General features: G+C 72.3%; 23 protein-coding genes. 2 read left to right on the top strand and 21 right to left on the bottom strand.

Features of this window, described 5'->3' with window-relative positions:
- Window positions 1-41 precede the first annotated feature (41 nt).
- The 6 genes from ELQ39_RS26990 to fmt all read right to left on the bottom strand — a co-directional run bounded on the left by ELQ39_RS26990 (window position 42) and on the right by fmt (window position 5,593).
- On the bottom strand, window positions 42-410 hold the full coding sequence (locus tag ELQ39_RS26990) for a barstar family protein (protein WP_190004246.1): 369 nt from the start codon (window positions 408-410) through the stop codon (window positions 42-44).
- Window positions 407-754, bottom strand: coding sequence for a ribonuclease domain-containing protein (locus tag ELQ39_RS26985; protein ID WP_399704495.1), 348 nt, complete (start codon window positions 752-754; stop codon window positions 407-409). The genes ELQ39_RS26990 and ELQ39_RS26985 overlap by 4 nt, the downstream gene beginning before the upstream one ends.
- 99 nt (window positions 755-853) lie before the next feature.
- The gene (locus ELQ39_RS26980) at window positions 854-1,897 is read right to left on the bottom strand and encodes a sugar-binding transcriptional regulator (protein WP_019523731.1); all 1,044 of its coding nucleotides are present in this window, start codon (window positions 1,895-1,897) and stop codon (window positions 854-856) included.
- A 78-nt stretch (window positions 1,898-1,975) separates the two neighbouring features.
- The gene (gene rpe, locus ELQ39_RS26975; protein ID WP_190004245.1) at window positions 1,976-2,662 is read right to left on the bottom strand and encodes a ribulose-phosphate 3-epimerase; all 687 of its coding nucleotides are present in this window, start codon (window positions 2,660-2,662) and stop codon (window positions 1,976-1,978) included.
- A gap of 495 nt (window positions 2,663-3,157) precedes the next feature.
- Complete coding sequence (locus tag ELQ39_RS26970) at window positions 3,158-4,585, bottom strand: RsmB/NOP family class I SAM-dependent RNA methyltransferase (RefSeq protein WP_225626804.1); 1,428 nt, start codon at window positions 4,583-4,585, stop codon at window positions 3,158-3,160.
- A gap of 75 nt (window positions 4,586-4,660) precedes the next feature.
- Entirely contained in the window at window positions 4,661-5,593 is a 933-nt protein-coding gene (gene fmt / locus ELQ39_RS26965; RefSeq protein ID WP_242594392.1) for a methionyl-tRNA formyltransferase, read from the bottom strand.
- A gap of 291 nt (window positions 5,594-5,884) precedes the next feature.
- Between fmt and ELQ39_RS26960 the strand changes: the two genes are divergently transcribed.
- Entirely contained in the window at window positions 5,885-6,433 is a 549-nt protein-coding gene (locus ELQ39_RS26960; protein WP_190004242.1) for a hypothetical protein, read from the top strand.
- A gap of 283 nt (window positions 6,434-6,716) precedes the next feature.
- Here ELQ39_RS26960 and ELQ39_RS26955 read toward each other — a convergent pair whose 3' ends face one another.
- The 14 genes from ELQ39_RS26955 to pyrR form a co-directional block, all read right to left on the bottom strand.
- Window positions 6,717-8,864 (bottom strand): primosomal protein N', encoded by a 2,148-nt coding sequence (locus tag ELQ39_RS26955; RefSeq protein WP_242594390.1) that lies wholly within the window; start codon window positions 8,862-8,864, stop codon window positions 6,717-6,719.
- 180 nt (window positions 8,865-9,044) lie between these two features.
- On the bottom strand, window positions 9,045-10,253 hold the full coding sequence (gene metK / locus ELQ39_RS26950) for a methionine adenosyltransferase (RefSeq protein WP_190004240.1): 1,209 nt from the start codon (window positions 10,251-10,253) through the stop codon (window positions 9,045-9,047).
- A gap of 237 nt (window positions 10,254-10,490) precedes the next feature.
- Window positions 10,491-11,693, bottom strand: coding sequence for a bifunctional phosphopantothenoylcysteine decarboxylase/phosphopantothenate--cysteine ligase CoaBC (coaBC, locus tag ELQ39_RS26945; protein ID WP_242594388.1), 1,203 nt, complete (start codon window positions 11,691-11,693; stop codon window positions 10,491-10,493).
- Window positions 11,694-11,815: 122 nt separating this feature from the next.
- Window positions 11,816-12,088: a DNA-directed RNA polymerase subunit omega gene (gene rpoZ, locus ELQ39_RS26940; protein ID WP_006131222.1), complete on the bottom strand. Its 273-nt coding sequence runs from the start codon at window positions 12,086-12,088 to the stop codon at window positions 11,816-11,818.
- A 62-nt stretch (window positions 12,089-12,150) separates the two neighbouring features.
- Window positions 12,151-12,744: a guanylate kinase gene (gene gmk, locus ELQ39_RS26935; RefSeq protein ID WP_190004238.1), complete on the bottom strand. Its 594-nt coding sequence runs from the start codon at window positions 12,742-12,744 to the stop codon at window positions 12,151-12,153.
- Window positions 12,745-12,804: 60 nt separating this feature from the next.
- Window positions 12,805-13,128, bottom strand: a complete 324-nt coding sequence (locus ELQ39_RS26930) for an integration host factor (RefSeq protein WP_003977346.1) — start codon at window positions 13,126-13,128, stop codon at window positions 12,805-12,807.
- A 255-nt stretch (window positions 13,129-13,383) separates the two neighbouring features.
- Window positions 13,384-14,229: an orotidine-5'-phosphate decarboxylase gene (pyrF, locus tag ELQ39_RS26925; protein WP_242594386.1), complete on the bottom strand. Its 846-nt coding sequence runs from the start codon at window positions 14,227-14,229 to the stop codon at window positions 13,384-13,386.
- Complete coding sequence (locus ELQ39_RS26920; RefSeq protein ID WP_190004236.1) at window positions 14,226-15,332, bottom strand: quinone-dependent dihydroorotate dehydrogenase; 1,107 nt, start codon at window positions 15,330-15,332, stop codon at window positions 14,226-14,228. Before ELQ39_RS26920 ends, pyrF begins: the two co-directional genes overlap by 4 nt.
- 48 nt (window positions 15,333-15,380) lie before the next feature.
- Window positions 15,381-18,695 (bottom strand): carbamoyl-phosphate synthase large subunit, encoded by a 3,315-nt coding sequence (carB, locus tag ELQ39_RS26915; protein WP_225626808.1) that lies wholly within the window; start codon window positions 18,693-18,695, stop codon window positions 15,381-15,383.
- Complete coding sequence (gene carA / locus ELQ39_RS26910) at window positions 18,688-19,830, bottom strand: glutamine-hydrolyzing carbamoyl-phosphate synthase small subunit (RefSeq protein WP_225626809.1); 1,143 nt, start codon at window positions 19,828-19,830, stop codon at window positions 18,688-18,690. The genes carB and carA overlap by 8 nt, the downstream gene beginning before the upstream one ends.
- Window positions 19,827-20,387: a PH-like domain-containing protein gene (locus ELQ39_RS26905; protein ID WP_242594383.1), complete on the bottom strand. Its 561-nt coding sequence runs from the start codon at window positions 20,385-20,387 to the stop codon at window positions 19,827-19,829. Before ELQ39_RS26905 ends, carA begins: the two co-directional genes overlap by 4 nt.
- Complete coding sequence (locus ELQ39_RS26900) at window positions 20,384-21,670, bottom strand: dihydroorotase (protein WP_190004232.1); 1,287 nt, start codon at window positions 21,668-21,670, stop codon at window positions 20,384-20,386. The genes ELQ39_RS26905 and ELQ39_RS26900 overlap by 4 nt, the downstream gene beginning before the upstream one ends.
- A 5-nt stretch (window positions 21,671-21,675) precedes the next feature.
- Window positions 21,676-22,671: an aspartate carbamoyltransferase catalytic subunit gene (locus tag ELQ39_RS26895; protein ID WP_190004231.1), complete on the bottom strand. Its 996-nt coding sequence runs from the start codon at window positions 22,669-22,671 to the stop codon at window positions 21,676-21,678.
- Window positions 22,672-22,777: 106 nt separating this feature from the next.
- Entirely contained in the window at window positions 22,778-23,359 is a 582-nt protein-coding gene (pyrR, locus tag ELQ39_RS26890) for a bifunctional pyr operon transcriptional regulator/uracil phosphoribosyltransferase PyrR (protein WP_190004230.1), read from the bottom strand.
- Between the two features lie 262 nt (window positions 23,360-23,621).
- Here pyrR and bldD point away from each other — a divergent pair, with 262 nt between their 5' ends.
- Complete coding sequence (gene bldD / locus ELQ39_RS26885; RefSeq protein ID WP_006131213.1) at window positions 23,622-24,125, top strand: transcriptional regulator BldD; 504 nt, start codon at window positions 23,622-23,624, stop codon at window positions 24,123-24,125.
- A gap of 154 nt (window positions 24,126-24,279) precedes the next feature.
- Here bldD and nusB read toward each other — a convergent pair whose 3' ends face one another.
- Window positions 24,280-24,711 carry a transcription antitermination factor NusB gene (gene nusB / locus ELQ39_RS26880; protein ID WP_190004229.1) on the bottom strand — a complete coding sequence of 144 codons (432 nt, stop codon included), beginning with the start codon at window positions 24,709-24,711 and terminating at the stop codon, window positions 24,280-24,282.
- Window position 24,712 lies beyond the last annotated feature (1 nt).

Raw genomic sequence — 24,712 nt, 5'->3', positions numbered from 1 at the left:
GGGAAGAGCACGTACTTCATTGTCCCACGGCGACCGGAACGTCAGCCCCGGTCGGATCGTCCAGCCTGGTCGGGAAGGTGCTCGGCGGATCCTCCAACGGCGAGCGCCACGGTGAGCGCCGGGTCCCGTTCCGCGGCCTCGGCGAACACCTCCTGGGCGGTCGCCCACTCCTGGGGACGGGAGTCGGCGTAGGCGCGCCAGCCGCGGACGACGAGCAGCAGCCCGCGCCCGTCCGCGCCCTCGGGCCAGACGGTGCGGTCGGAGAGGGAGTCGACGAGGGCGTCCCAGTTGCGGCCGAACCAGTCGGGCAGGCCGAGGGCGCGGGCGCAGCGGTCCATCAGGCCCGCCTTGTCGGTCACCCCGTCGAGGTCGAGGGGGACGACGAGCCGGCCGGTGAGGTCGTGGGTCATCTCGGTACCGCCCTGAACGATGCGTAGGGGTCGTCGGTGTAGTACGTCTCGCCGTTCCGCCCGATGACGATGCGCCGGGCACCCCGGTCGTCGGATCCGGGCGTGGGCACCGTGTATGCGCGACAGTCGCCGCGCTCGCGCCGGGGCAGCAGCCCTTCGACGCCGCCGAACACGAAGCCGTCCCGCTCGTAGGGGAACGGGCCTCCCTCGCCGATGAGTGAAGGGTGCGGCGGGCCACGGCGGGCAGCTCGGGCACCTCGGCGACAGGCGTCCCCCCGGCCCGGACCCGGGCCCCGGCACGGTCGGCCTCCGTCGTCACCGCCGGACGAGCAGCCCGCCGGCATCAGGGGGCGAGGAGCAGGCAGGCCACGAGACGCGGGAGGAGGGCCCGTAACGGCATCGTGCGGCCGATGCTGCCGGCCCCCTCCCGGTCCCACCCGCCGTCAGGGGCCGTCCGGGTCCGCGCGGTTCAGGGCGGAGCGCGGGGTGGGTCCCGCGGTCATCAGGTAGTCGGCGGCCGAGGTGTCGGTCACCAGGCTGGTGACGAGGCCGGAGCGCAGCACCGCGTCGATCGCCGGTCCCTTGCGCTGGCCGCCGGCGATGGCGACGACCTCGGGCACCTTGCGCAGCTGGTCGGTCTTGACGGTGATGCACCGCTCCCCCAGGTCGCGGCCGACCCGGCGCCCTTCGGCGTCGAAGAGGTGGGCGGACATCTCCGCGGCCACGCCGAGGGAGGCGTAGTGGGCGCGCTCCTCGTCGCTGAGCATGTCGTGCACCGTGGAGATGCCCGGCTCCCAGGAGCCGATGGACACACAGGCCACGGTGACCTTGTCGAAGTACTCGAAGGCCCGCGCGATGCCCGTCTGGTGGCGCAGCGCCTCCGCGGTGGCGGCGTCAGGCAGGAGCATCGGCGCGTAGATGGGGTGGGCGTCGCCGCCCGACACCTGCGCGGCGCGGCGCACTGCCTCGACCGAGCCGCGTTCCGCCGTGCCCGCGTCGTACACGCCGGTGAGCTGGACGACCGTGCAGGGCGGGAGCCGGTCCAGGGCCGCCGCCATGTGGATGGTGGAACGCCCCCAGGCGAGTCCCAGCACGTCCCCCTCGTTGACCAGCTCGCCGAGCAGGTCGGCGGCCACCTCTCCCAGGTTCTCGGGGTCGGGCGTCTCCTCGGCCTCGGCCGGGGACTCGACCACGACGGCGTGCCGCAGGCCGTAGCGTGCGCGGAGCGCGTCCGAGCGCTCGGCGTCCAGCTCGGCGGGCACACGGATCTCGATGCGTACCAGATCCCGCTCGAGGGCGGTCTCCAGGACCCGGGCCACCTTGAAGCGGCTGACACCGAACTCCTCGGCGATCTGGATCTTGGACTTGCCCTCGAGGTAGAAGCGGCGGGCCATGGCCGCCGCCTGCACCAGCTCAGCGGGTCCCATCCGCATGGCTGACCGGCCCGCCGACATACCCGACACGGCGATCTCCTCACTGCTGTTCACACTCTGGATTCGCCGTTCATCCTTGCAGATCCGGCGCTGTCGATCAGCCCTGCTGACTGCCGTTCACGTACATGACGCTCAGTGGTCGTGCAACCACGACGCCTTCGACGTCGCCGCCTCCGCCTGCTTGCGCAGGGCACGGACCGCCTCGGCCGGGTCCGACGCCCCGTACACGGCGGATCCCGCGACGAAGACGTCCGCGCCGGCGTCGGCGCACTGCTCGATGGTCGAGGCCGACACACCGCCGTCGACCTGCAGCCACAGCTCCAGACCGTGCTTGCTGATCAGCTCACGGGTGCGGCGGATCTTCGGCAGCATGATGTCGAGGAACGCCTGCCCGCCGAAGCCCGGTTCAACCGTCATGATCAGCAGCATGTCCAGCTCGGGCAGCAGATCCTCGTAGGGCTCGATCGGCGTCGCCGGCCGCAGCGCCATGGAGGCGCGGGCGCCCTTGGCGCGGATCTCCCGGGCGAGGCGGACGGGCGCGGTGGCCGCCTCGACGTGGAAGGTGACCGAGCCGGCCCCCGCCTCCACGTACTGCGGCGCCCAGCGGTCGGGCGCCTCGATCATCAGATGGCAGTCCAGCGGCGTGTCCGTGGCCCGGGCCAGCGACTCCACGACCGGCACGCCGAGCGTCAGGTTGGGCACGAAGTGGTTGTCCATCACGTCGACGTGGAGCCAGTCGGCTCCCTCGACGGCCTTCGCCTCCTCGGCGAGCCGGGCGAAGTCGGCGGACAGAATGCTGGGACTGATCTGCGGGGCCATGCCCCAAGCGTATGCGCTGCGCCGCGCGGCGGTACGGACGGTCCGGAGACTGGTCAACGACCTCGCGTAGAGGCGCCGACCGGTTTCGCCGGACCCCGGCGTCCGTGGGTCACGCGGCGGGCCCGTACGCCCGGGCGCCTGCCCCAACGCCCGGATGCCTGCGGCTGGCGGGGTATCAGCCACCGGCGTCGGTGCGAGCCGGGGGGCGTTCGCGCAACTCGGCGCCAACGAGATGCCGCCGCGCCCACCCGTGCCGCCCCAGGCGGCACGACTGCCCGCAGTTGGCGGCAGCCAGCCGCCGTCGTCCGGTCACGCGCCCACGGCCAGCGCGTTGTTGCCGCCCGCGGCGGGGAGGGGACGGGGTGGGGGTGAGCGCCCGCAGCGGCCGGCGCGTCCGCGCCCTCCCCTACCAAGCGACTCCATCGCGCCGGACCGAGGACGTCCGCCCCCGCCGCGGCCCCGCACCACCCACCCCTCGTAGGCGACGGCTCGGAGTCACGCCGTCCGGCGCAGCAGCGCCAGATACATCGCGTCCGTGCCGTGCAGGTGCGGCCACAGTTGGATGTCAGGGCCGTCGCCCAGGTCTGGGACATCCGCAAGCAGAGGCCGGGCGTCGATCAGTTCCGCGTCCGGGAACTGCTTGAGCAGGTCCCCCACCACCGCCCGGGTCTCCGCGAGATGCGGCGAGCACGTCGCGTAGCCGACGACACCGCCGACCCGCACCGACTCCAAGGCGGTGCGCAGCAACCCCCGCTGCAGCGGTGCGAAGCCGTCCAGATCCTCGGGGCGCCGCCGCCACCGCGCCTCGGGCCGCCGCCGTAGCGCACCAAGACCGGTGCACGGCACATCCACCAGCACCCGGTCGAAGCTCCCGGGCCGCCACGGCGGACGCGTCCCGTCCGCGGCGACCACCTGGTACGGGCCGGGGTTCCCGGCCAGCGCCTTGGCGACCAGCCCCGCCCGGTGCGGCTGCTTCTCGGAGGCGAGCAGCACGGCCCCGCGCTCCGCGGCGAGCGCGCCGAGCAGCGCGGCCTTGCCGCCGGGACCCGCGCACGCGTCCAGCCACCGCCGGTCCGGTCCCTCGACGGGCGCCGCCGCGAGCGCGAGCGCCACCAGCTGGCTGCCCTCGTCCTGGACCCCGGCCCGTCCCTCGGCGACCGCAGGGACCGCGCCGGGCTCCCCTCCCTCGGTGAGCCGCACCGCGTAGGGGGACCAGCGGCCGGGGACGGCGGCCTCCTCGGCGAGCAGCTCGTCGGTGGTGGCCCGCCCGGGACGGGCGACCAGCGTCACCTCGGGCCGCTCGTTGTCGGCGCGCAGCAGCTCCTCGACGCCGGCGCGTCCGCCGCCGAGGGAGTCCCACAGCGCGGAGACCACCCAGCGCGGGTGGGAGTGCACGACGGCGAGATGGTCCTCGGGGTCCTCGTCGTACGGCGGCGCGACCCGTTCCAGCCAGCCGTCCAGGTCGTCCTGGGCGATCTTCCGCAGCACGGCGTTGACGAACTTGGCGCGCCCGTCGCCGAGCACCACCCGGGCCAGCTCGACGGTGGCGGACACCGCGGCGTGCGTCGGGATCCGCGTGCCGAGGAGCTGGTGCGCGCCGAGGCTCAGCACGTCCAGCACCGGCGGGTCGACCTCGCGCAGCGGCCGGTCGACGCAGGCCGCGATGACGGCGTCGTAGGTGCCCTGGCGGCGCAGGGTGCCGTACACCAGCTCGGTGGCCAGCGCCGCGTCCCGCGCGTCGAACTTCTCGGGCCCTTCGTTCTCCCGCGCCTTGCGCAGCAGCGGGGGCAGGACGAGGTTGGCGTACGCGTCACGCTCGTCCACGGCCCGCAGCGCCTCGAAGGCGAGGATGCGGACGGGGTCCTTCTTGGGACGGCGGTAGGGCTTGGCGGGCCTGCGGGGCCGACGGGGCTGGTCGCTCACGAAAAAGGTGCTCCGGATGTGGGTGGACGTGCGCGCCCCAGCCTACGGCGTACGCCGGGGAGGAGCCGGGGGCCGTCAGTCGCCGAGGGTCTCCCCGGCCGCGATCCGCACCCCGCGCGCCCAGTCGGCGCCGCGCATCGGCTTCTTGCCCTGGGGCTGCACCCACAGCAGCTCCACGGCGTACGAACCGGTACCGACGTACACGTTGTTCTTTCCGGCGGACAGCTGCCCGGGCGTCAGGTCCGTCCGCTCGGGCACGGGCCTGGCCTGCACGATCTTCAGCCGCTCGCCGCGGAAGGTGGTCCAGGCGCCGGGCGCGGGCGTGCAGCCGCGCACCACGCGGTCCACGCGCAGCGCCGGGGCCCGCCAGTCGACGCGCGCGTCCTCGACGTTGACCTTCGGCGCCAGGCTGACGCCCTCGGCGGGCTGCGGCACGGCCTTCAGCGTGCCGTCCTCGATGCCGTCCATGGTCGCGGCGAGCAGTCCGGCGCCGGCGAAGGCGAGCCGGGTGAGCAGGTCGCCGCTGGTGTCGGTGGGGCGGATCTCCTCGGTGACGGTGCCGTAGACGGGGCCGGAGTCCAGCCCTTCCTCGATGAGGAACGTGGTGGCGCCGGTGATCTCGTCGCCGGCCATGACGGCGTGCTGGACGGGGGCCGCGCCCCGCCAGGCCGGCAGCAGGGAGAAGTGCAGGTTGACCCAGCCGTGGGCGGGGACGTCCAGGGCGACGCGCGGCAGCAGCGCGCCGTAGGCGACGACGGGGCAGCAGTCGGGTCCGATCTCCCGGAGCCGCTCCAGGAAATCGGGGTCCTTCGGCCTGACCGGCTTCAGCACCTCGATCCCGGCCTCCTCCGCCCGCTCGGCGACCGGCGAGGCGACCAGCCGGCGGCCGCGTCCGGCGGGTGCGTCGGGCCGCGTGACCACGGCGGCGACCTCGTGCCGCCCGGAGGCGAGAAGAGCGTCCAGAGCGGGAACGGCGACCTCGGGGGTACCGGCGAAGACGAGCTTCATGGGGTGCGGAGGGCCTCTCGGGCGGGAACGGTTCGGGCGACGCACCAGTCTATGGGGCGGCGTTCACCCCGGGACGCAGGGACGGCTCCGCGTCCGGCCCACGGGCTCACGGTGCAGGAACGTTCCGAACTGGGGACGGTCCCGTGCGCGCCGGTTCCCTCGGGGGCGTACGCATATGCCGCCGCGCCCCAGCCCGTGACCCGGGGACCGGAACGGCGTTGGTCAAGGAAGAGTTGACCAAGGGCCCCGACAGGGCCCGTTCCTTTCAACGCCGGTTCGAGAGGCTTGTTCATGGCCGACCACGCAACCCACGACGCCCAGGCTCGGGCCAGCCTGCACCTGCTGGTGCGGGACATCGAGCGGGTCCGCCGGCAGGTGGACGCACTGCGCACGCTCACCGCCCAGCTCGGCAACGTCTACCGCCCGCGCCGCTCCGGTCCCTCCACGGGCTTCGTCGTCTACGGACGGGCCCCAGCCCCGACCGTCCGTCTCGCCCAGGAACTGCGGGACAGCGTCGAGACCCTGGTCACGGCCGCCGTTGACTTCGACCGCTCCCTGGGCTTCTCGTGGGACGCGGTGGGCTCCGCGCTCGGGGTCACCAAGCAGGCCGTGCACCGCCGGTACGGTGCTCGGCGCGCTGCCGCGCAGGCGTCGGCCTCCGCCGAGACCGAGCGGGCCCCGGAGTCGTCGGGCTCGCGCACGGTCAACGTCGGCTCCGGCGTGACCACGGTGCCGACCGTGCCTGCGGCGCGCGTCATGCCGACCCAGCCCACCGCGGGCAGCCCGTCGCTCCGCGACGATCCCCGCCCCACGGCCTTCCCGGCCCCCCGCAACGGCTGACACCCGCACGCCCTCCCGGCCGCCGTCCCGGGAGGGCGCGCACCTGTCCTGGTGGCGCGCCCCTTTTCTCACCGTGCCGGGTTCCTGGGCTCCTGGGCTCGAGAGGCCCTGGGGGGTACCTCCCAGACCCTCAAGGCACCGGGGGAGGCACGACTGCCCGCAACGGCGGTGGGTCCGACAACTGCCGCGACCGCGAGTCCCTCCCCCTCCCCGACAGCCGCATGCGGCTGTCGGGGGCCCACGGCCGACCTGGCCGACACGCCGCAGGCCGAGCACCCGCGCCCTACCCGATGTCCGGTGGATCGATCCGCACCCACACCGGCGTGCTCCCGCCCCGAGCCATCCGCGCTGCCTGCGCAGCCTTCAGCGCGCCCGCGAGCGGAGCCCCGTGCCCCGGAGGAACGCGGATCAACGCGCGATCCCACTGCTCCCCCGGCGGAGGCGCCCCCGGCCGGCGGGGACGACCCGCCGGAGTCACCGGCATCGGCACAGGCCCCAGCACCTCCGCCTGAGCCGGCAGCTCCACCGCACGCAAGAACTCCGCCACCGCGTCCCCCGGCCCCGCCACCGCCGCCATCCGCGACACCGGCGGAAAGCCCAGCTCCCCCCGCTCCGCCAGTTCCCGTACCGCGAATCCCGGGGGGTCCCACCGCACCAGCGCCTGTACCGGCCGCAGCGTCGGCTCGGCGACCACGACCACCGTCCCGCCCGCCGTCTGCGGCCGCACCAGCGCCGCCGCGCCCATCCACCGCCGCAGCGCGTCCTCCCCTGCCCGCAGGTCGGGGCGGCTCAGCATGGCCCACCCGTCCAGCAACAGCGCCGCCGCGTACCCGCCCTCGGCGACCGGCTCCGCGCCGGGTGTGCTCACCACCACCGCCGGCGACCCCGGCACCGTGTCCAGCACGTGCTCCCGCCCCGACGTCCGGACCGGCACCGCGGGGAACGCCCGCCCCAGCTCCTCGGCGGTCCGCCGGGCTCCCACCACCTGCGCCCTCAGCCGGAAACCACCGCACTCGGGACAGTGCCAGCCGCTCTCCGTGCGTCCGCACCACCCGCAGCGCAGATCGTCCGAGCCGTGCGCCTCCAGCGGGCCCGAGCAGTGGCGGCACCGCGCCGGCGCCCGGCACGTCGCGCAGGCCATGCGCGGGACGTAGCCGCGCCGGGGCACCTGGACCAGCACCGGCCCGTGCCGCAGCCCCTCCCGGACCGCTTGCCAGGCGAGCGTGGGCAGCCGGGCGGCGCGGGCGGCCTCGTCCCGCGCCAGATCCTGATCCCCGACCGTCCGCACCAGCGGCGCGGACGCCCGCACCCGCTCCCGCGCGGCCTGCAACGGCCGCGCCCAGCCGGTGTCCACGAGCTGCGCGGCCTCCACCGTGCAGCTCCAGCCGCCCAGCAGGAAGCCGCACCGGTCCTGCGCGGCCCGCAGCAGCAGCACCTCCCGGGTGTGCGGCTGCGGCGCGTGCTGCTCGCTGTGGCTGTCGTCGCCGTCGTCCCACACCGCGACCAGTCCCAGGTCGCGCACGGGCGCGAACATCGCCGCCCGGGTCCCGATCACCGCCCGCACCGACCCGCGCCGTACGGCGAGCCACTGGGCGTACCGCTTCTCCGGTCCGGCGTCGGCGGTGAGCACCGCGTGCCGTCCCTCCCCCAGCAGTGCGGTCAGCGCGGCGTCGAGCCGGGCCACGGCCCGCCCGTCCGGCACGACGACCAGCGCGCCGCGCCCCGAGGACAGGGTCGCGGCGACCGCGCGGGCGATCTCCTCGCACCACAGTGGACCGGGCAGGGCGTTCCACACCGCGCGCGGGCTGCCGCCCGAGGCCAGGGACTCCAGGAACGCCGGTCCCTGCTCGTACCGCTCCCAGGGCCCGGCCGCCGGAGCCGGGGGCGGGGGCAGCGGATCCGGCGAGGGGCGCTGCTCGGCGCGGGCGTTGCGCGGCGGCACCGCGAGCTGGAGGACGTCGGCGAGGCTGCCCGCGTACCGGTCGGCGACCGCGCGGGCGAGACCGAGCAGCTCCTCGTCCAGGACCCGCTCGGGCGAGACGACCTGGGCCAGTGCGGCCAGCGGTCCGGAGTAGTCGGACTCGGCGCGGCGCTCGATCAGGAACCCGTCGATCAGTCCGCCGCCCTCGCGCCGTCCGTCCCGCACGCGGTGCCGGCCGGCGCCGAAGCGCACCCTCACCCTCACCCCCGGCTGGGCGGCGGCGTCCAGGTCCTCGGGGACGGCGTAGTCGAAGTAGCGGTCGAGGTGGAGGACGCCCTTGTCGACGAGGACGCGGGCGACGGGCAGCTCCTTGGCGAGGGGGGCGCCGCGCCAGGTGCGGGGCTTGGCGCGGGGGGCTTTCGCCCGGCGGACGGTCTCACGGATGAGGGCGAGCTGCTCGGGGGGCGCGCCTTGCGCGTCCCCGGCCGTCTGTCCGTCCTCGCTGCTCACCCCTGCATTGTTCCAAACGCGACTGACAACACCGCCGCCCGCCGTGGGTGCCGTTGCGCCCACCTGAGCCGCCCCTGCGGCCCGGCTGCCCGCGACGGCGGCGCTCACGCAGATCCACCGAGGCCCGGTCCCCCCCTCTCGGGGGGGGCCGGGCCTCGGTGGGAAGAACAGCCCGTGGGCTTACAGCCCCGCGGCCTTCCGCAGCGCGTCCACGCGGTCCGTCCGCTCCCACGTGAAGTCGGGCAGCTCACGGCCGAAGTGGCCGTAGGCGGCGGTCTGGGCGTAGATCGGGCGCAGCAGGTCCAGGTCGCGGATGATCGCGGCGGGACGGAGGTCGAAGACCTCGTCGATCGCCCGCTCGATCTTCTCGACGTCGACCTTGGCGGTGCCGAAGGTCTCCACGAACAGGCCGACCGGCTCGGCCTTGCCGATGGCGTAGGCGACCTGCACCTCGCAGCGGGCGGCCAGGCCGGCCGCGACGACGTTCTTGGCGACCCAGCGCATCGCGTACGCGGCGGAGCGGTCCACCTTGGAGGGGTCCTTGCCGGAGAAGGCGCCGCCGCCGTGGCGGGCCATGCCGCCGTAGGTGTCGATGATGATCTTCCGGCCGGTCAGGCCGGCGTCGCCCATCGGGCCGCCGATCTCGAAACGCCCGGTCGGGTTCACCAGCAGGCGGTAGTTCTCGGTGTCGAGCTTGATGCCGTCCTCGAGCAGCGCCTTCAGCTCCGGCTCCACGACGAACTCGCGGATGTCGGGGGCGAGCAGCGACTCCAGGTCGATGTCGGAGGCGTGCTGCGAGGAGACGACGACGGTGTCCAGGCGGACCGCCTTGTCGCCGTCGTACTCGATGGTGACCTGGGTCTTGCCGTCCGGGCGCAGGTAGGGGATGGTCCCGTTCTTGCGGACGTCGGACAGGCGCTTGGACAGGCGGTGCGCCAGGAAGATCGGCAGCGGCATCAGCGTCGGCGTCTCGTCCGTCGCGTAGCCGAACATCAGGCCCTGGTCGCCCGCGCCCTGCCGGTCCAGCTCGTCGTCGTCGCCCTCGACCCGGGTCTCGTACGCCGTGTCGACGCCCTGGGCGATGTCCGGGGACTGCGCGCCGATCGACACGGAGACGCCGCAGGAGGCGCCGTCGAAGCCCTTCTTCGAGGAGTCGTAACCGATCTCCAGGATCTTGCTGCGCACCAGCGTCGCGATGTCCGCGTACGTCTTGGTGGTGACCTCGCCGGCCACGTGCACGAGGCCGGTGGTGATCAGGGTCTCGACGGCGACCCGGGAGGTCGGGTCCTCGCGGAGCAGCGCGTCGAGAATGGTGTCGCTGATCTGGTCAGCGATCTTGTCGGGGTGACCCTCGGTCACGGACTCCGAGGTGAACAGACGACGGGACACAATGCTCCCTGGGGTTGCAGCGGCTGCTGGCTGATCATGGGCGAACGGCGGGGGCTGCACCCGACGCCGTCGGTGGAACAGTTTATCGGTCGTGCGTCGCCACGGGTCCCCCCGTCTCGCCTCGCGAGAGCGCTGTGACCTGCGGCACGGGCATTCTCTCCGCGCGGGGCGCGGTTCGCCAGAGGCGCCACACCCCGGATGGAGGCGTTCCGGGTGACCGGGGAACGGATGAGCCATTCATGCGAGGCGCTCGGCGACGAGGTCCCAGACGGTGTCGGCGAGGGCCTCTTTCGGCCCGTGCGGGACGGGCGTCTCGCTGCCGTCGGCGCCCAGAATCACGGCCTCGTTGGTCTCGGAACCGAAGGTCCTCGCCTCGCCCACCTCGTTCACCACGAGAAGGTCGCACCCCTTGCGCTTCAGCTTGGCCCGGCCGTTGGCGAGGACGTCGTCGGTCTCCGCGGCGAAGCCGACGATCACCTGTCCGGACCTCACCCGGTCGCCGGAGACCTCGGCGAGAATGTCCGGATTCCGCACCAGGGTGATGGGCTCCGGCTCCTTGTCGTCCTTCTTCTTGATCTTCCCGGCCGCGTAGACGGCGGGGCGGAAGTCGGCGACGGCGGCGGCCATGACGACCGCGTCGGCGTCGGCGGCGGCGCCGAGGACGGCCTCGCGCAGTTCCACGGCCGTGCCGACGCGGACGAGGTCCACGCCGGCGGGGTCGGGCAGCGCGGTGTTGGCGGCGATCAGGGTGACGCGGGCGCCCCGGGCGGCGGCGGTGCGGGCGAGGGCGTAGCCCTGCTTGCCGGAGGAGCGGTTGCCGAGGAAGCGGACCGGGTCGAGGGGCTCGCGGGTGCCTCCGGCGCTGACGACGACGTGCCGTCCGGCGAGGTCGGGGGCGGTGCCGCCGCGGGCCAGGACGCGGCGGCAGACCTCGAAGATCTCGGCGGGGTCGGGCAGTCGGCCCTTGCCGGTGTCGACGCCCGTGAGGCGACCGACGGCCGGCTCGACGACGACGGCGCCGCGGGCGCGCAGCGTGGCCACGTTCTCCTGGGTGGCCGGGTGCTCCCACATCTCCGTGTGCATGGCGGGGGCGAAGACCACCGGGCAGCGCGCGGTGAGGAGGGTGTTGGTGAGGAGGTCGTCGGCGAGGCCGTGGGCGGCCTTGGCGAGCATGTCGGCCGTGGCGGGCGCGACGACGACCAGGTCGGCGTGCTGTCCGATGCGGACGTGCGGCACCTCGTGGACGTCGTCCCAGACCTCGGTGGAGACCGGGTTGCCGGACAGGGCGGACCAGGTGGCGGCGCCGACGAAGTGCAGCGCGGAGGCGGTGGGGACGACGCGCACGTCGTGTCCCGACTCGGTGAGCCGCCTCAGCAGCTCACAGGCCTTGTAGGCGGCGATGCCGCCGCTGACCCCCAGAACGACCTTCGGCTTGTCCACCGTCTCTCCCCGCACCTCGGAATCCTGCTGCCATCACCCATGAGAACACCACAGGCCCGGCAGACGTCTGCCGGGCCTGTGGAAAAGTCAGCTGCGAGCTGATGGTACGACGTACTGACCGATCACTGGTTGGGGCCGTCGACGGCCTCGGAGGTCAGCAGTCCCGCGTTGATCTCGCGCAGCGCGATCGACAGCGGCTTCTCGTGGACGTGGGTGTCGACGAGAGGACCGACGTACTCGAGCAGGCCTTCGCCGAGCTGCGAGTAGTACGCGTTGATCTGGCGGGCCCGCTTGGCCGCGTAGATCACGAGGCTGTACTTCGAGTCCGTGGCCTCGAGGAGCTCGTCGATCGGCGGGTTGATGATGCCCTCGGGCGCGGAGATGGAAGAGGACACGCTCTACCTTCCGATGGATGGGAAAGATTCAGTCGTTTCGACCGGCGGACGGTCGTCCACGATCACACGACGTTCATCAAGGCTAGCAGCTCGCGAGCGACCTCCTCGACGGAGGTGTTGACCAGCGTCGTGTCGAACTCCGGTTCGGCCGCGAGCTCGGTCCGCGCGGCCTCCAGCCGGCGCTCGATGACCTCGGGCGACTCCGTGCCCCGGCCGGTGAGCCTGCGGACCAGTTCCTCCCAGGAGGGAGGGGCCAGGAACACCAGCTGGGCGTCGGTCATGGACTCGCGGACCTGCCGCGCGCCCTGGAGGTCGATCTCCAGGAGCACGGGCACCCCGGCCTCCAGGTGCTCCATCACCGCCGCGCGGGGCGTGCCGTAGCGGTTCCCCGCGAACTCGGCCCACTCGAGCAGCTCACCGTTGGCGATGAGCTTGTCCATCTCCTCGTCGGTGACGAAGAAGTAGTGGACGCCGTGCTGCTCACCGGGACGGGGTGTGCGGGTCGTCGCCGACACCGAGAGCCAGACCTCGGGGTGTTCCTTGCGCATATGCGCGACGACCGTGCTCTTGCCGACCCCGGAGGGGCCGGAGAGCACGGTCAGTCGCGGACGTTCGTCCGGGGGTACGGGGGTCGCCCCCCGGGGTGTTGCAGCCATGCGGCGATTATTCCAGCAATCGCGGGGTGTCCGGGACGCCGGTCCCGGACCGCCCGTGACTCAGGAGCCGGTGCTGCCGAACTCGCGCTCCAGGGAGGCGATCTGGTTCGAGCCGAGACCCCGCACGCGGCGGCTCTCGGAGATCCCCAGACGCTCCATGATCTGCTTGGCGCGGACCTTGCCCACGCCCGGCAGGGACTCGAGCAGGGCGGAGACCTTCATCTTGCCGATGACGTCGTTCTCCTGGCCCTGCTTGATGACCTCGTGCAGGGAGGCGCCGGAGTGCTTGAGTCGATTCTTGACCTCGGCCCGCTCCCGGCGAGCCGCGGCGGCCTTTTCGAGCGCGGCTGCGCGCTGTTCAGGGGTAAGGGGCGGAAGAGCCACGCCTACGTCACCTCGGATGTCGAACTGTCGGATACGGACCGGTGAGGAACCTAGTCGCCCCACACCTGGGGAGTCACGAGCAACGCGTGCCCGTTCACTCTTCGTCGGAGACTAGCGTCCATGGCGGCCCGAGTCAGCGAGAACAGCGGAAAAGTCCTGGTCAGCCTCCGTCAGGCCGGACATTCCGGACATAATTCCTCGGATTTGAGGGTGTATCCAGAGTGCGACGACCACGGAGTCCCCTGGTGAGCCTTCTCAGGCGGGCGTCAGCGCGGCACGGATCTCGTCCGCGAACCGCTCCGAGGCGTCACGCAGAGCGACCGTGTCGGGACCGTGGCGCAACACTCCCCGGCTGACGTTCGGCACGACGTTGCGCACGGCACGCCCGAACACCGCCGGGAGATCCGCCGGCGTCGCCCCCTGCGCCCCGATGCCCGGCGCCAGGATCGGCCCGCCCATGTCGAGGTCGTAGGAGGACAGGTCGCCGAGGGTGGCGCCGACGACCGCGCCGAAGGAGCCGAGCGGCTCCTCCCCCGCGTTCTCCAGCGCGAGATGGCCGAGCACCGTCGCCCCGACCGTCCGCCCGTCGGCGCGCACCGCGTGCTGCACCTCGCCGCCCTCCGGGTTGGAGGTCAGCGCCAGCACGAACAGTCCGGTGCCGGACTCCCGCGCCAGCGCGACGGCGGGACTCAGCGAGCCGTAGCCGAGGTACGGGGAGACGGTGAGCGCGTCGGAGAAGAGCGGCGCGTCCTTGTGCAGGAACGCCTCCGCGTAGGCGGCCATGGTCGAGCCGATGTCGCCGCGCTTGGCGTCCATGACGACCAGCGCCCCGGCCTCCCGGGCCTCCCGCACGGTGGTCTCGAGCACGGCGACGCCGCGTGAGCCGAACCGCTCGAAGAAGGCGCTCTGCGGCTTGAGCACGGCGACCCGGTCGGCCACGGCCTCGACCACCGTGCGGCTGAACCGCTCAAGACCGTCGACGGTGTCGCCCAGGCCCCACTCGGACAGCAGGGACGCGTGCGGGTCGATGCCCACGCACAGGGGGCCGCGCTCGTCCATCGCGCGGCGCAGCCGTGCGCCGAAGGGTTCGAGCACTGTCATGCGGAGATCCTCACGTCGGCGCCCACCGCGTCGGCGAGCGTGGCGTAGGGGCTGGTGCGCAGCCGCGCGGCGAGCCCCTTGTGGACGGAGCGGGCCCAGAAGGGGCCCTGGTAGATGAACGCGCTGTACCCCTGGACCAGCGTGGCACCGGCCAGGATGCGCTGCCAGGCGTCCTCGGCGTTCTCGACGCCGCCGACGCCGACCAGTGTGATCCGGTCGCCCACGCGCGCGTAGAGGCGGCGCAGCACCTCCAGCGAGCGGGCCTTGAGGGGCGCGCCGGACAGTCCGCCGGTCTCCTGGACGAGGGCCGGGTCGGAGGTCAGACCGAGGCCCTCGCGGGCGATGGTGGTGTTGGTGGCGATGATGCCGTCGAGTCCCAGCTCCACGGCGAGGTCGGCGACGGCGTCGATGTCCTCGTCGGCCAGGTCGGGGGCGATCTTCACCAGCAGCGGCACCCGGCGGGCGGGGACCGCGCGGTCGGCGGCCTCGCGGACGGCGGTGAGCAGCGGGCGGAGCTGGTCCACGGCCTGGAGGCTGCGCAGGCCCGGGGTGTTCGGGCTGGAGACGTTGACGACGAGGTAGTCGGCGTGGGGCGCGAGCCGCTCGGCGGACTTCACGTAGTCGGCGGCGGCCTCGGACTCCGGGACGACCTTGGTCTTGCCGATGTTGACGCCCACGACGGTCCTGAAGACCGGCTCGCGGGAGGCCAGGCGGGCGGCGACGGCGAGCGAGCCGTCGTTGTTGAATCCCATGCGGTTGATCAGCGCGCGGTCGGGGACCAGGCGGAACAGCCGCTTCTTCGGGTTGCCGGGCTGCGGCTCGCCGGTCACGGTGCCGATCTCGACGTGGTCGAAGCCGAGCATCGCCAGGCCGTCGATGCCGACGGCGTTCTTGTCGAAGCCGGCGGCCAGTCCGAAGGGGCTGTGCAGGCGCAGTCCGAGCGCCTCGGTGCGCAGTTCCTCGTACCGGGGGGCGAGCACGGCGGCGACGTACGTCCGCAGCACCGGGACGCGGGCGACACGGCGGATCCAGCGGAAGGCCAGGTGGTGGGCCTCCTCCGGGTCCATCCGCGAGAAGAGCAGGGTGAAGAGAATCCTGTACATGGTGTCCTCATGGAGAGGGGGACACCGTTTCCGGTGTCCCCCTTCGGGCTACTGGTCCTCGCGGGCCGCGATCAGATGTTCCGCGTGTTCCTGGAGCGAGCGCACTCCCACGTCGCCCCGGTTGAGCGCGTCGATGCCCTGGACCGCGGCGGCGAGCGCCTGGACCGTGGTGAGGCAGGGCACCGAGCGGGCCACGGCCGCGGTACGGATCTCGTAGCCGTCGAGCCGGCCCCCCGTGCCGTACGGGGTGTTGACGATGAGGTCCACCTCGCCGTCGTGGATGAGCTGGACGATGGTCTTCTCGCCGTTGGGTCCGGTGCCCTCGAACTGCTTGCGCACGACGGTGGCCCTGATGCCGTTGCGCTTGAGGACCTCGGCGGTGCCGGAGGTGGCGAGCAGCTCGAAGCCGTGCGCCACCAGCTCGCGCGCCGGGAAGATCATCGAGCGCTTGTCCCGGTTGGCGACCGAGATGAAGGCGCGGCCCTTGGTGGGCAGCGGGCCGTAGGCGCCGGCCTGCGACTTGGCGTAGGCCGTGCCGAAGACGCTGTCGATGCCCATGACCTCGCCGGTGGAGCGCATCTCCGGGCCGAGGACCGTGTCGACGCCGCGGCCGTGGATGTCCCGGAAGCGGGACCACGGCATCACGGCCTCCTTGACGGAGATCGGCGCGTCCAGCGGCAGCTCGCCGCCGTCGCCCTTCGCCGGGAGCAGGCCCTCGGCGCGCAGCTCGGCGACGGTGGCGCCGAGCGAGATGCGCGCGGCGGCCTTGGCGAGCGGCACCGCGGTCGCCTTCGAGGTGAAGGGCACGGTGCGGGAGGCGCGCGGGTTGGCCTCCAGGACGTAGAGGATGTCCCCGGCGAGGGCGAACTGGATGTTGATCAGTCCCCGCACGCCGACACCCTTGGCGATGGCCTCGGTGGAGGCGCGCAGCCGCTTGATGTCGAAGCCGCCGAGGGTGATCGGGGGCAGCGCGCACGCCGAGTCGCCGGAGTGGATGCCGGCCTCCTCGATGTGCTCCATCACGCCGCCGAGGTAGAGCTCCTCGCCGTCGTAGAGGGCGTCGACGTCGATCTCGATGGCGTCATCGAGGAAGCGGTCGACGAGGACCGGCCGGGAGGGGCTGATCTCGGTCGACTCGGCGATGTACGCCTCCAGCCGGGTCTCGTCGTAGACGATCTCCATGCCGCGTCCGCCGAGCACGTAGGACGGGCGGACGAGGACCGGGTAGCCGATCTCGTCGGCGATGGCCTTGGCCTCGGCGAAGGTGGTGGCCGTGCCGTGCTTGGGCGCGGGCAGACCGGCCTCCTTGAGGACCCGGCCGAAGGCGCCGCGGTCCTCGGCGGCGTGGATCGCCTCCGGGGAGGTGCCGACGACCGGTACGCCGTTGTCCTTGAGCGCCTGGGAGAGGCCGAGCGGGGTCTGGCCGCCGAGCTGGACGATCACGCCCGCGACCGGTCCGGCCTGCTGCTCGGCGTGGACGATCTCCAGGACGTCCTCCAGGGTGAGCGGCTCGAAGTAGAGCCGGTCGGAGGTGTCGTAGTCGGTGGAGACGGTCTCCGGGTTGCAGTTGACCATCACGGTCTCGTAGCCGGCGTCGCTCAGGGCGAAGGAGGCGTGGACGCAGGAGTAGTCGAACTCGATGCCCTGGCCGATGCGGTTCGGGCCGGAGCCCAGGATGATCACCGCGGGCTTCTCACGGGGCTCGACCTCGGTCTCCTCGTCGTAGGAGGAGTAGAAGTACGGCGTCTGCGCGGCGAACTCGGCGGCGCAAGTGTCGACCGTCTTGTAGACCGGGCGGATGCCGAGCGCGTGCCGGACCTCGCGGACGACGTCCTCGCGCAGACCGCGGATCTCGCCGATCTGCTGGTCCGAGAAGCCGTGCCGCTTGGCCTCGGCGAGCAGGTCGGGGGTCAGCTCGGGAGCGGCGGCCAGCTCGTCGGCGGTCTCCTTGATGAGGAAGAGCTGGTCGACGAACCACGGGTCGATCTTCGTGGCCTCGAAGACCTCCTCGGGCGTGGCGCCCGCGCGGATGGCCTGCATGACGGCGTTGATCCGGCCGTCGGTGGGGCGGACCGCCTCGCGCAGCAGCTCGGCCTTGTCGCCGGGTTCGCCCACGAACGTGAACTGGCTGCCCTTCTTCTCCAGCGAGCGCAGCGCCTTCTGGAACGCCTCGGTGAAGTTGCGGCCGATGGCCATGGCCTCGCCGACCGACTTCATGGTGGTCGTCAGCGTGGAGTCGGCCTGCGGGAACTTCTCGAAGGCGAACCGCGGCGCCTTCACGACCACGTAGTCGAGCGTGGGTTCGAAGGAGGCCGGGGTTTCCCGCGTGATGTCGTTCGGGATCTCGTCGAGGGTGTAGCCGACGGCGAGCTTGGCGGCGATCTTGGCGATGGGGAAGCCGGTCGCCTTGGAGGCGAGCGCCGAGGACCGGGAGACGCGCGGGTTCATCTCGATGACGATGACCCGGCCGTCCTCGGGGTTGACCGCGAACTGGATGTTGCAGCCGCCGGTGTCCACACCGACCTCGCGGATGATCGCGATGCCGACGTCGCGCAGCACCTGGTACTCGCGGTCGGTCAGCGTCATCGCGGGCGCGACGGTGATCGAGTCGCCGGTGTGCACGCCCATGGGGTCGAAGTTCTCGATGGAGCAGACGACCACGACGTTGTCGTTCTTGTCGCGCATCAGCTCCAGCTCGTACTCCTTCCAGCCGAGGATGGACTCCTCCAGGAGCACCTCGGTGGTCGGCGAGAGGGTGAGGCCCTGGCCGGCGATGCGGCGCAGCTCCTCCTCGTCGTGCGCGAAGCCGGAGCCGGCGCCGCCCATGGTGAAGGACGGGCGGACGACGACCGGGTAACCGCCGAGTGCCTCGACGCCCTTGAGGACGTCGTCCATGGAGTGGCAGATGTAGGAGCGGGCGGACTCGCCGTGGCCGATCCTGGCGCGGACGGCCTCGACGACCTCCTTGAACCGGTCGCGGTCCTCGCCCTTGTGGATCGCCTCGACGTTGGCGCCGATCAGCTCGACGCCGTACTTGTCGAGGACGCCGTTCTCATGGAGGGAGATCGCCGTGTTGAGGGCCGTCTGGCCGCCCAGGGTGGGCAGCAGGGCGTCCGGCTGCTCCTTCGCGATGATCTTCTCGACGAACTCGGGCGTGATCGGCTCGACGTAGGTCGCGTCGGCGATCTCCGGGTCGGTCATGATCGTCGCCGGGTTGGAGTTGACCAGGATCACGCGCAGGCCCTCGGCCTTGAGCACGCGGCAGGCCTGGGTGCCGGAGTAGTCGAACTCCGCGGCCTGGCCGATGACGATCGGGCCGGAGCCGATGACCAGGACGGACTGGATATCGGTGCGCTTAGGCACGCTGGCCCTCCATCAGGGAGACGAAGCGGTCGAACAGGTAGGCGGCGTCGTGCGGGCCCGCGGCCGCTTCGGGGTGGTACTGGACGCTGAAGGCCGGCTTGTCGAGCAGCTGGAGGCCTTCCACCACGTTGTCGTTCAGGCAGACGTGGGACACCTCGGCACGGCCGAACGGGGTGTCGGAGACCTTGTCGAGCGGGGCGTCGACGGCGAAGCCGTGGTTGTGCGCGGTGACCTCGACCTTGCCGGTCGTGCGGTCCTGCACCGGCTGGTTGATGCCGCGGTGGCCGTACTTCAGCTTGTAGGTGCCGAAGCCGAGGGCGCGGCCGAGGATCTGGTTGCCGAAGCAGATGCCGAACAGGGGGGTGCCGCGCTCGAGCACGCCCCGCATCACGGAGACGGCGTGGTCGGCGGTGGCGGGGTCGCCGGGGCCGTTGGAGAAGAACACGCCGTCCGGGTTCACCGCGTACACGTCGTCGACGGTGGCGGTGGCGGGCAGCACGTGCACCTCGATGCCGCGCTCGGCCATCCGGTACGGGGTCATGCCCTTGATGCCGAGGTCGACGGCGGCGACGGTGAACTTCTTCCCGCCCTGCGCGGGGACGACGTACGCCTCCTTGGTGGCCACCTCGGCGGAGAGGTCGGCGCCCGTCATCTCGGGGGCCTGGCGGACCTCGGCGAGCATGGTGCCCTCGTCGGGCAGGGCGTTGCCGGAGAAGATGCCGACGCGCATGGCGCCTCGTTCGCGCAGGTGGCGGGTGAGGGCGCGGGTGTCGACGCCGCTGATGCCGACGACGCCCTGGGCGGCCAGCTCCTCGTCGAGCGTGCGGCGGGAGCGCCAGTTGGACGGCACGCGCGCGGGGTCGCGCACGACGTAGCCGGAGACCCAGATCCGCTTGGACTCGGCGTCCTCGTCGTTGACGCCGGTGTTGCCGACGTGCGGGGCGGTCATCACCACGACCTGGCGGTGGTACGACGGGTCCGTGAGGGTTTCCTGGTAGCCGGTCATGCCGGTGGAGAACACCGCTTCGCCGAAGGTCTCCCCCACCGCCCCGTAGGCACGGCCGCGGAAGATCCGGCCGTCCTCCAGGACGAGTACGGCGGGAACCTTGCCGGTTCCCCTGGTGGAGGTTGTCATCGTGCGCCTTCCGTCTTGTTGATCATGTTCGTGAGGGCGTCGACCCAATCGGTGTGCTCCGCCGCGTGGTCGGAGCGGAAACCGGAGTCGATGAGCCGGTCGCCGTGCTGCCAGGTGATCACCAGCAGGCCGCCCTCGGTGAGGACCTTGCCGGCGATGCCCTTGTCGAGCCGGGCCTCGCGCAGCGCGTCCACCGGGATGAAGAAGTCGTCCGCGCCGGGGCGCACGACGTCCAGTCCGGCGTCGCTGAGGGTCAGCTCGGCACGGCTGCGGGTGCCCAGGCCGTGCGCCACGATGCGGTCCAGCCACTGACCGGCCGTGGTCGAGCCGTGGTAGCGGCCGCTCATGGTCAGTGTCGCCGGGCCGGGGTCGTCCGGCGCGCTGTGCAGCTCGGGCAGGTCGCTCTGGAGCGTGCCGCGCCACTTCCAGCCTTCGCGCATCAGCCAGTAGACGAGCGCGACGAAGAGGGCGAGGCCGACGACCCAGCCGATCCGGGCGGCCCAGTCGGTCACTTCCGCCGATTCCCTCTCGGCGGCCAGCAGGATGAGAGATGTCACGTGAGCTTCCCGTCGACGAGCGTGGCCTTGCCCCGGAGCCAGGTGTGGGTGACACGGCCCGGCAGCTCGCGGCCCTCGTAGGGCGTGTTGCGGCTGCGCGAGGCGAAGCCCGCGGGGTCCACCGGTCCACGGTATGCCGTGTCGACGAGGGTGAGGTTGGCGGGCTCACCTGCCGAGACGGGGCGGCCGTGGCCCTCGGCGCGGCCGATGCGCGCGGGTGTGAAGGACATGCGCTCGGCGACGCCGGCCCAGTCCAGCAGACCCGTGTCGACCATCGTCTCCTGGACCACCGACAGCGCGGTCTCCAGGCCGACCATGCCCATGGCGGCGGCGGCCCACTCGCAGTCCTTGTCCTCGTGCGGGTGCGGGGCGTGGTCGGTGGCGACGATGTCGATGGTGCCGTCGGCGAGCGCCTCGCGCAGGGCCAGCACGTCGCGCTCGGTGCGCAGCGGCGGGTTGACCTTGTAGACCGGGTTGTACGAGCGCACCAGTTCGTCGGTGAGGAGCAGGTGGTGCGGGGTGACCTCGGCGGTCACGCGGATGCCGCGGGACTTGGCCCAGCGGACGATCTCCACGGAGCCGGCGGTCGACAGGTGGCAGATGTGGACGCGGGAGCCGACGTGGTCGGCGAGCAGCACGTCGCGGGCGATGATCGACTCCTCCGCGACGGCCGGCCAGCCGCCGAGGCCCAGCTCGGCGGAGACGACGCCCTCGTTCATCTGGGCGCCCTCGGTGAGGCGGGGCTCCTGGGCGTGCTGGGCGACGACGCCGTCGAAGGCCTTCACGTACTCAAGGGCGCGGCGCATGATCACGGCGTCGTGGACGCACTTGCCGTCGTCGGAGAAGACGGTGACGGCGGCCGCGGACTCGTGCATGGCGCCCAGCTCGGCGAGCTTCTGTCCCTCCAGGCCGACGGTTACGGCGCCGATCGGCTGCACGTCGCAGTAACCGGACTCCTGGCCGAGCCGCCAGACCTGCTCGACGACGCCGGCGGTGTCGGCGACCGGGAAGGTGTTGGCCATGGCGAAGACGTTGGTGTAGCCGCCGCTCGCCGCCGCGCGGGTGCCGGTCAGGACGGTCTCGGAGTCCTCGCGGCCGGGCTCGCGCAGATGGGTGTGCAGGTCGACCAGCCCCGGCAGCAGCACCTTGCCGTCGGCCTCGACGACCTCGGCGCCCTCGGCGGAGAGGCCGGCGCCGACCTGAGTGATCGTTTCACCGTCGATCAGGACGTCCTGGGGCTCGCCGCCGAGCACCTTCGCACCACGGATCAGGGTCTTGCTCATCGTTGTCAGTTCTCCTCGGCGGTACGGGCGGGGGCGGCGGACGCGCTCGGCGTCTGGAACTCGGCTCCGCCGAGCAGCAGGTACAGGACGGCCATCCGGATGGAGACGCCGTTGGCGACCTGCTCGACGACGGTGCAGCGGTCGGAGTCGGCGACCTCGGCGGTGATCTCCATGCCCCGGACCATCGGGCCGGGGTGCATCACGATCGCGTGCTCCGGCATCCGCGCCATGCGGTCGCCGTCGAGGCCGTAGCGGCGGGAGTACTCGCGCTCGGTGGGGAAGAACGCGGCGTTCATCCGCTCGCGCTGGACGCGCAGCATCATCACCGCGTCGGACTTGGGCAGCGTGGAGTCCAGGTCGTAGGAGACCTCGCAGGGCCAGGTCTCGACGCCGACCGGGAGCAGCGTGGGCGGTGCGACGAGGGTGACCTCGGCGCCGAGGGTGTGCAGCAGGTCGACGTTGGAGCGGGCGACCCGGCTGTGCAGGACGTCGCCGACGAGGGTGATGCGGCGGCCGTTCAGGTCCTGTCCCAGCCCGGTGTCCCGGCCGACGAGCCTGCGGCGCATGGTGAACGCGTCGAGCAGCGCCTGGGTGGGGTGCTGGTGGGTGCCGTCGCCGGCGTTGATGACGTGTGCGTCGATCCAGCCGGAGGTGGCGAGCCGGTAGGGGGCGCCGGAGGCGCCGTGCCGGATGACGACCGCGTCGACGCCCATGGCCTCCAGGGTCTGGGCGGTGTCCTTCAGGGACTCGCCCTTGGAGACGCTGGAGCCCTTGGCGGAGAAGTTGATGACGTCCGCGGACAGCCGCTTCTCGGCGGCCTCGAAGGAGATCCGGGTGCGGGTGGAGTCCTCGAAGAAGAGGTTGACGACGGTACGGCCGCGCAGGGTGGGGAGTTTCTTGATCGGCCGGTCGGCCACCCGGGCCATCTCCTCGGCGGTGTCGAGGATGAGGACGGCGTCGTCGCGGGTGAGGTCGGCGGCCGAGATGAGATGACGCTGCATCTGTCAGGCTCCGTAAAGGCAGTTTCAATGAGGCGAAATCGGGCGGACGGGTACGCGCGTGGGCGTGCCGCGCCGGCGCACACCCGTCCGGCGTGCGCTTCGCGTGCTACTGCGGGGTCTGCTTGGCGCCGAGCAGCACGGTGTCGCGGCCGTCCTCCTCGGCGAGCAGGACCTTGACCGTCTCCCGCAGCGACGTGGGAAGGTTCTTGCCGACGTAGTCGGCGCGGATGGGCAGTTCGCGGTGGCCGCGGTCGACCAGCACCGCGAGCTGCACCGCGCGGGGGCGCCCGATGTCGTTCAGGGCGTCGAGGGCGGCGCGGATGGTGCGGCCGGAGAAGAGCACGTCGTCGACGAGGACGACCAGCTTGCCGTCGATGCCGTCGCCGGGGATCTCGGTGCGGGCCAGCGCACGCGGCGGCTGCAGGCGCAGGTCGTCGCGGTACATGGTGATGTCGAGCGAGCCGACCGGCACCTTGCGCTCGGTGATCTGCTCGAGCTTGTCGGCGAGCCGCCGGGCGAGGAAGACGCCCCGGGTCGGGATGCCGAGGAGCACCACGTCGTCGGCGCCCTTGGCGCGTTCGACGATCTCGTGGGCGATGCGGGTCATGACCCGGGCGATGTCGGGGGCCTCGAGAACGGGCCGAGCGTCCGCCTGGGAGGGCGGCGGTTGCGGGTCGTGCGTGTCCATACGAAACGGACCTCCTTCTCCGCCTCACGGGACGGACCTTAAAGGACGTCGGATTGCGCCCCTCAGGCTAGCAGGTCGTTTTCCGGCCGCAGCGACACCCCCGGTCACCCGTATGGAGCAGCCGATCTTCGCTACCACGGAAGAGTCGGTGTGGACCATTCGGCTTGACGCACGAGAGTAACGCTGCGTAACCTCACAGTGAGTTACCAGCCGCGCGGCATGGAATCCAGCCATCCGCGTCGACACAGTGCCGGGGAGCTATATGTCCAGCGAATACGCCAAACAGCTCGGGGCCAAGCTCCGGGCGATCCGCACCCAGCAGGGCCTTTCCCTCCACGGTGTCGAGGAGAAGTCCCAGGGCCGCTGGAAGGCGGTCGTGGTCGGTTCGTACGAGCGCGGCGACCGCGCCGTGACCGTACAGCGCCTCGCGGAGCTGGCGGACTTCTACGGCGTCCCGGTGCAGGAGCTGCTGCCGGGCACGACCCCGGGCGGCGCCGCGGAGCCGCCGCCGAAGCTGGTCCTGGACCTGGAGCGGCTGGCCACGGTGCCGGCCGAGAAGGCGGGCCCGCTGCAGCGCTACGCGGCGACGATCCAGTCGCAGCGCGGTGACTACAACGGCAAGGTGCTGTCGATCCGCCAGGACGACCTGCGCACGCTCGCCGTGATCTACGACCAGTCGCCCTCGGTCCTCACCGAGCAGCTGATCAGCTGGGGCGTGCTGGACGCGGACGCGCGCCGTGCGGTGGCCTCCCACGAGGACGCGTAGCCGCTCCGCGGGGGCGCAGAAACGTGCCGCCGGGGTGCCGGAACCTTCAGGTTCCGGCACCCCGGCGGTCTTTTCGTCTGCCTGCTGCGGTCGTGGTCCGGCCGCGGGCCGTGGCGGGCTGAGCGCGCAGTTCCCCGCGCCCCTGAAGGGGCGCCTACTGCTCGCGGCGGAGCGAAGGCTTGAGTTCCTTCAGGCGGCCGAGGAGGCCGTTGACGAACGAGGGGGACTCGTCCGTGGAGAACTCCTTCGCCAGCTGCACCATCTCGTCCAGCACGACCGCGTCCGGGGTCTCGTCGACCCAGATCAGCTCGTACGCGCCGAGCCGCAGGATGCTGCGGTCCACGACGGGCATCCGGTCGAGCGTCCAGCCGACCGAGTACTGCGCGATCAGCTCGTCGATCCGCTTCGCGTGCTCCGCGTAGCCCTCGACGAGCTGCATCGTGTACTCGCTCACCGGCGGCTGCCGGGAGTCGGTCCGGGAGTGCCGGATCCAGTCGGCGAGGACCGTCAGGACCTCGGTGCCGCGCTGGTCGCCCTCGAAGATGATCTGGAAGGCGCGCTTGCGGGCCGTGTTGCGGGCAGCCACG

It is taken from the genome of Streptomyces sp. GB4-14, from assembly GCF_022696125.1.
Classification (GTDB): domain Bacteria; phylum Actinomycetota; class Actinomycetes; order Streptomycetales; family Streptomycetaceae; genus Streptomyces; species Streptomyces werraensis.
The sequence above is the reverse complement of the archived record's forward strand: the minus strand, read 5'-3'. Positions and strand labels throughout refer to the sequence as shown.

What these genes read in the sequence shown, in the direction of transcription:
- ELQ39_RS26990 (WP_190004246.1), bottom strand. Translation starts at nt 410, where the DNA reads ATGACCCACGACCTCACCGGCCGGCTCGTCGTCCCCCTCGACCTCGAC.
- ELQ39_RS26985 (WP_399704495.1), bottom strand. Translation starts at nt 754, where the DNA reads ATGCCGGCGGGCTGCTCGTCCGGCGGTGACGACGGAGGCCGACCGTGC.
- rpe (WP_190004245.1), bottom strand. Translation starts at nt 2,662, where the DNA reads ATGGCCCCGCAGATCAGTCCCAGCATTCTGTCCGCCGACTTCGCCCGG.
- fmt (WP_242594392.1), bottom strand. Translation starts at nt 5,593, where the DNA reads ATGAAGCTCGTCTTCGCCGGTACCCCCGAGGTCGCCGTTCCCGCTCTG.
- ELQ39_RS26960 (WP_190004242.1), top strand. Translation starts at nt 5,885, where the DNA reads ATGGCCGACCACGCAACCCACGACGCCCAGGCTCGGGCCAGCCTGCAC.
- gmk (WP_190004238.1), bottom strand. Translation starts at nt 12,744, where the DNA reads ATGGCTGCAACACCCCGGGGGGCGACCCCCGTACCCCCGGACGAACGT.
- pyrF (WP_242594386.1), bottom strand. Translation starts at nt 14,229, where the DNA reads ATGACAGTGCTCGAACCCTTCGGCGCACGGCTGCGCCGCGCGATGGAC.
- ELQ39_RS26920 (WP_190004236.1), bottom strand. Translation starts at nt 15,332, where the DNA reads ATGTACAGGATTCTCTTCACCCTGCTCTTCTCGCGGATGGACCCGGAG.
- carA (WP_225626809.1), bottom strand. Translation starts at nt 19,830, where the DNA reads ATGACAACCTCCACCAGGGGAACCGGCAAGGTTCCCGCCGTACTCGTC.
- ELQ39_RS26900 (WP_190004232.1), bottom strand. Translation starts at nt 21,670, where the DNA reads ATGAGCAAGACCCTGATCCGTGGTGCGAAGGTGCTCGGCGGCGAGCCC.
- ELQ39_RS26895 (WP_190004231.1), bottom strand. Translation starts at nt 22,671, where the DNA reads ATGCAGCGTCATCTCATCTCGGCCGCCGACCTCACCCGCGACGACGCC.
- pyrR (WP_190004230.1), bottom strand. Translation starts at nt 23,359, where the DNA reads ATGGACACGCACGACCCGCAACCGCCGCCCTCCCAGGCGGACGCTCGG.
- bldD (WP_006131213.1), top strand. Translation starts at nt 23,622, where the DNA reads ATGTCCAGCGAATACGCCAAACAGCTCGGGGCCAAGCTCCGGGCGATC.